The following is a 3150-nucleotide window of genomic DNA, read 5'->3' as shown; positions in this document are numbered from 1 at the left end:
GCTAAGAAGTTAATTAGAACTACTTTTTTAAGCAAATCGAGCAAAATTTTCTCCTAGAGCATAACGCCCAATTAAGGGGTGAACAACGCCTCCACCCAACCTAATGCATTGCGCCATAAACACTAAATTTGAAGTAGAAGCAAAAGTGCCAAGCGTTGTGAATCCCTCTTAAATTGCTTGTTAGCTGGTTGTTTCCACAACATCGAAAGCTACCAAGTTGAAACTTGTTGCCTGAATAAACCACTCATGCCAAGGCATCGCTTCCTTAAAGCCATCAAAGTGGAATGTACTCCCATCAAACTTCGCATTCATGATTTCGTCAATCGGGTACTCTGGAATTTTGTGACTGACAGGTGCCACATCATTCAACCAAGTGAGGCTTTTTTCATTAGACACGTTGTATAGAGTCATCACCCCATTCTGAACAATTAGATCTTTTCCATTGGAACTTGGGTGCTCTTTGCTGATGAAAATACCACTGAGAACGATGATGATCTTGGAGTCAGTTCTGGAAACATCACTGATAGATACATCATGAAAGCTCATCTTCTCAAAGTCGGTATTAATTTCCATATAACCTCCTACCAGCTAACGCCCAGTTAAGGGGCGAAGCACGCAATGACCAAGCCGCTGCATAGCACTTCAACACCGAAATCAACGCATACCAAAAATGCCACGCGTGCTGAATCCCTCTTGAACTGTTTGTTATATTTTTATTTATATACGACTTTAAATTGCTCTAATATCAATAGCATATCTTCTGAAGGTGATATACCTAACTCGACGCATTCTCTTGAGAAGAAGTTCCAATGTGCTTTGCGCCACCAAGCTAGCGTCTTGTCGCCCTCACCTTCCAAAGCTGCAAACTCAGGTGTTACTTCATGGTATTTACACTTAGTTACAGAGGTGATTTCTATAATACAAATTGGCATGCCATCCCAATTTGTCACGACTTGAAGATGACCGACTTCTGGCAACAATTCGCCTTTTTCACTGTACCAGTAGTCTAAGCTACATGACGCACGTTTTTCACCACGAAGGATTAAGTCTGCACATACATTTGCATTGTATTCATCTGCACAAAAATAGTCTGAACTAAATGAAGTGTAGTTTGATGCTACTTCATCAGGTAAAGATTTAAGGTATTGATCTAGATAAATTCTACTTCTCTCATCCATGATTTTGACTCGGAATTTGATTAAAAATATAACGCCCGCTTAAGTGGTGAGCAACGCAATGCGATGTTTCCGCACAACACCTAAATCACTAAACTTGCCGCAAACCACAAATGCCACGCGTTGCGAATCCGTCTTAAAGCGTTTGTTAGCCGCTCACTCCTCAAGGTTATTGTCTACTTAACAAGAACTTACGCAAATCTCTCTCAGCGCGCATAACAAACAGAATAAATACCTTGTCACCGTCTTGTTTATAGAAAACACGACATGGATTTGCTACAACTTCACGATAACTCAAATGCTCTAATTCTGGCGGAATACGACCTGACTCTGGGAAAACTTCTAGACGTTCGACTTTCGAGAAGATCGCTTGAACCAGTTGCTTTGCAGCCACGACATTTTCAAGCGCGATGTACTCAGCGATATCATTTAGGTCAGATAACGCCGGTTCAGTCCAAATTACTTCAGCCATTTTGACATTTTGTCCTTGGCTTCATTATGACCAACAACCTTTCCGTCAGCTATTGCGCGCTCACCTCGTGCAATACCTTCGAGAATGGCCAAACGATTTTGCATAAACTCGTAATCATCAACATCAACTAGATACGCAGATGGCTTACCATGCTCCGTAATTAACACTGGTTCTTTGGTGTCGTGGAGATCGGCTAGGATCTTGGTTGCTTGCCGTTTGAGTGATGTAACTAGTTCTACTTTCATGAGAGCTGCTCCTAAGGATTACTAAAGTGATACTATTCTATCACTTTGAGTATAGCAAGCTCCATGACGGCTAACGCCGCGTTAAGGGGTGCAGGCACGCACTATAAAAGCTACCGCACAGCGACTTAATCACTGAACCCAACGCAAACCGAAAATGCCACGCGTGCCAAATCCCACTTTAACGCTTTGTTATGCTTAAGCTTCAACGCCCGCATTTTACCAAAACCAAGATTAACTCGACTAGGATTAGCTAACAAAAGGCAAAACCTAAAAAACTGAAATGACTCATGATTTTGAAAGTATGACTTTGAAATTCGGCTACTAAAACTCAAAAACCTAAGTTCAAAGTTCTGAGTGAGCCAACTGCCCTTACCTCTCGCTTACGCGAAAACTGATTGAGGCAATTCTCTGAATTTCCAGCGCCAAAGAATTGATGTCCAGAAAATAGCGCCCAATGAAGCTAACTTGCCGATGAACTCGAAACTAACAAGCCGAGGGAACAAAGAAAAACCATAAACCACTGATTTTACGTGATTAAGCATAACGCCGCGTTAAGGGGTGAATGCCGCCTAAACCAACTTTCCGCAGACCACTTTCACCACCAAAACTCACCGCATAGCAAAAATGCCACGCGGCATGAATCCCTCTTGAACACTTTGTTATGCGTATTCTGTCACACACTCTAAATAGCAAAGATATTTTAATCCGCTTAAAAAAGTTACTGAGCCTGTGACAAGTATCACCACAAATTATCTTTGAGGAAGCTAAATATAATGCAAAACCAACAACGAGGGCTAGTTATGAACAAATTAATCCTTATTTTGACACTATCAATAGTGAGCGCAGGTGCATTAGCAAAAGACGGTCTAGTTTTAACTTGGAAAACTTCAAATGGAAACTGGAAAGCTTGTGGTCCTGTCCAATGCACATCAGCACAGAGTAAAACTGAAGAGGAAGCTTTAGATCTAGTAACTCATGACAAACACAAACCCACATACCAGCATACTCGTTTTGGTAAGTGCTGGGTATATTCCGTTATCAATGTTGAATCTTATGAAAACTCTTCAAGCAAGGTAAAAAATAAGTCTGATTGTTAGCTAGCGATATGATTCACCGCCTTCGTTTTAATTACAAATGTTGACGGTGAATCATTCTATTCCCCCAAAACATCGCATAACGCTGCGTTAAGGGGTGCAGGCACGCAATACAAAAGCTACCGCACAGCGCCGTAACCACCGAACTCAACGCAAACTGAAAA

At 41.6% G+C, this 3150-nt stretch carries 5 protein-coding genes; 1 reads left to right on the top strand and 4 read right to left on the bottom strand.

Annotated elements, in window-relative coordinates; translation table 11 throughout:
* Window positions 1-180: 180 nt before the first annotated feature.
* From LZU85_RS20495 to LZU85_RS20475, 4 genes are all read right to left on the bottom strand, one after another.
* On the bottom strand, window positions 181-573 hold the full coding sequence (locus LZU85_RS20495; RefSeq protein ID WP_237288394.1) for a hypothetical protein: 393 nt from the start codon (window positions 571-573) through the stop codon (window positions 181-183).
* A gap of 140 nt (window positions 574-713) precedes the next feature.
* Complete coding sequence (locus LZU85_RS20485) at window positions 714-1178, bottom strand: ASCH domain-containing protein (RefSeq protein WP_199351504.1); 465 nt, start codon at window positions 1176-1178, stop codon at window positions 714-716.
* Between the two features lie 166 nt (window positions 1179-1344).
* The gene (locus LZU85_RS20480) at window positions 1345-1647 is read right to left on the bottom strand and encodes a type II toxin-antitoxin system RelE/ParE family toxin (protein ID WP_000852547.1); all 303 of its coding nucleotides are present in this window, start codon (window positions 1645-1647) and stop codon (window positions 1345-1347) included.
* Window positions 1635-1892 (bottom strand): type II toxin-antitoxin system Phd/YefM family antitoxin, encoded by a 258-nt coding sequence (locus LZU85_RS20475; RefSeq protein ID WP_000861988.1) that lies wholly within the window; start codon window positions 1890-1892, stop codon window positions 1635-1637. The genes LZU85_RS20480 and LZU85_RS20475 overlap by 13 nt, the downstream gene beginning before the upstream one ends.
* An 800-nt stretch (window positions 1893-2692) precedes the next feature.
* Between LZU85_RS20475 and LZU85_RS20465 the strand changes: the two genes are divergently transcribed.
* Window positions 2693-2989 (top strand): hypothetical protein, encoded by a 297-nt coding sequence (locus tag LZU85_RS20465; RefSeq protein ID WP_237288392.1) that lies wholly within the window; start codon window positions 2693-2695, stop codon window positions 2987-2989.
* The last annotated feature ends 161 nt before the right edge of the window (window positions 2990-3150 follow it).

This window comes from Vibrio floridensis (assembly GCF_021852965.1).
In the GTDB taxonomy this organism is placed as follows: domain Bacteria; phylum Pseudomonadota; class Gammaproteobacteria; order Enterobacterales; family Vibrionaceae; genus Vibrio; species Vibrio floridensis.
The sequence above is the reverse complement of the archived record's forward strand: the minus strand, read 5'-3'. Positions and strand labels throughout refer to the sequence as shown.

What these genes read in the sequence shown, in the direction of transcription:
- LZU85_RS20475 (WP_000861988.1), bottom strand. Translation starts at nt 1,892, where the DNA reads ATGAAAGTAGAACTAGTTACATCACTCAAACGGCAAGCAACCAAGATC.
- LZU85_RS20465 (WP_237288392.1), top strand. Translation starts at nt 2,693, where the DNA reads ATGAACAAATTAATCCTTATTTTGACACTATCAATAGTGAGCGCAGGT.
- LZU85_RS20485 (WP_199351504.1), bottom strand. Translation starts at nt 1,178, where the DNA reads ATGGATGAGAGAAGTAGAATTTATCTAGATCAATACCTTAAATCTTTA.
- LZU85_RS20480 (WP_000852547.1), bottom strand. Translation starts at nt 1,647, where the DNA reads ATGGCTGAAGTAATTTGGACTGAACCGGCGTTATCTGACCTAAATGAT.
- LZU85_RS20495 (WP_237288394.1), bottom strand. Translation starts at nt 573, where the DNA reads ATGGAAATTAATACCGACTTTGAGAAGATGAGCTTTCATGATGTATCT.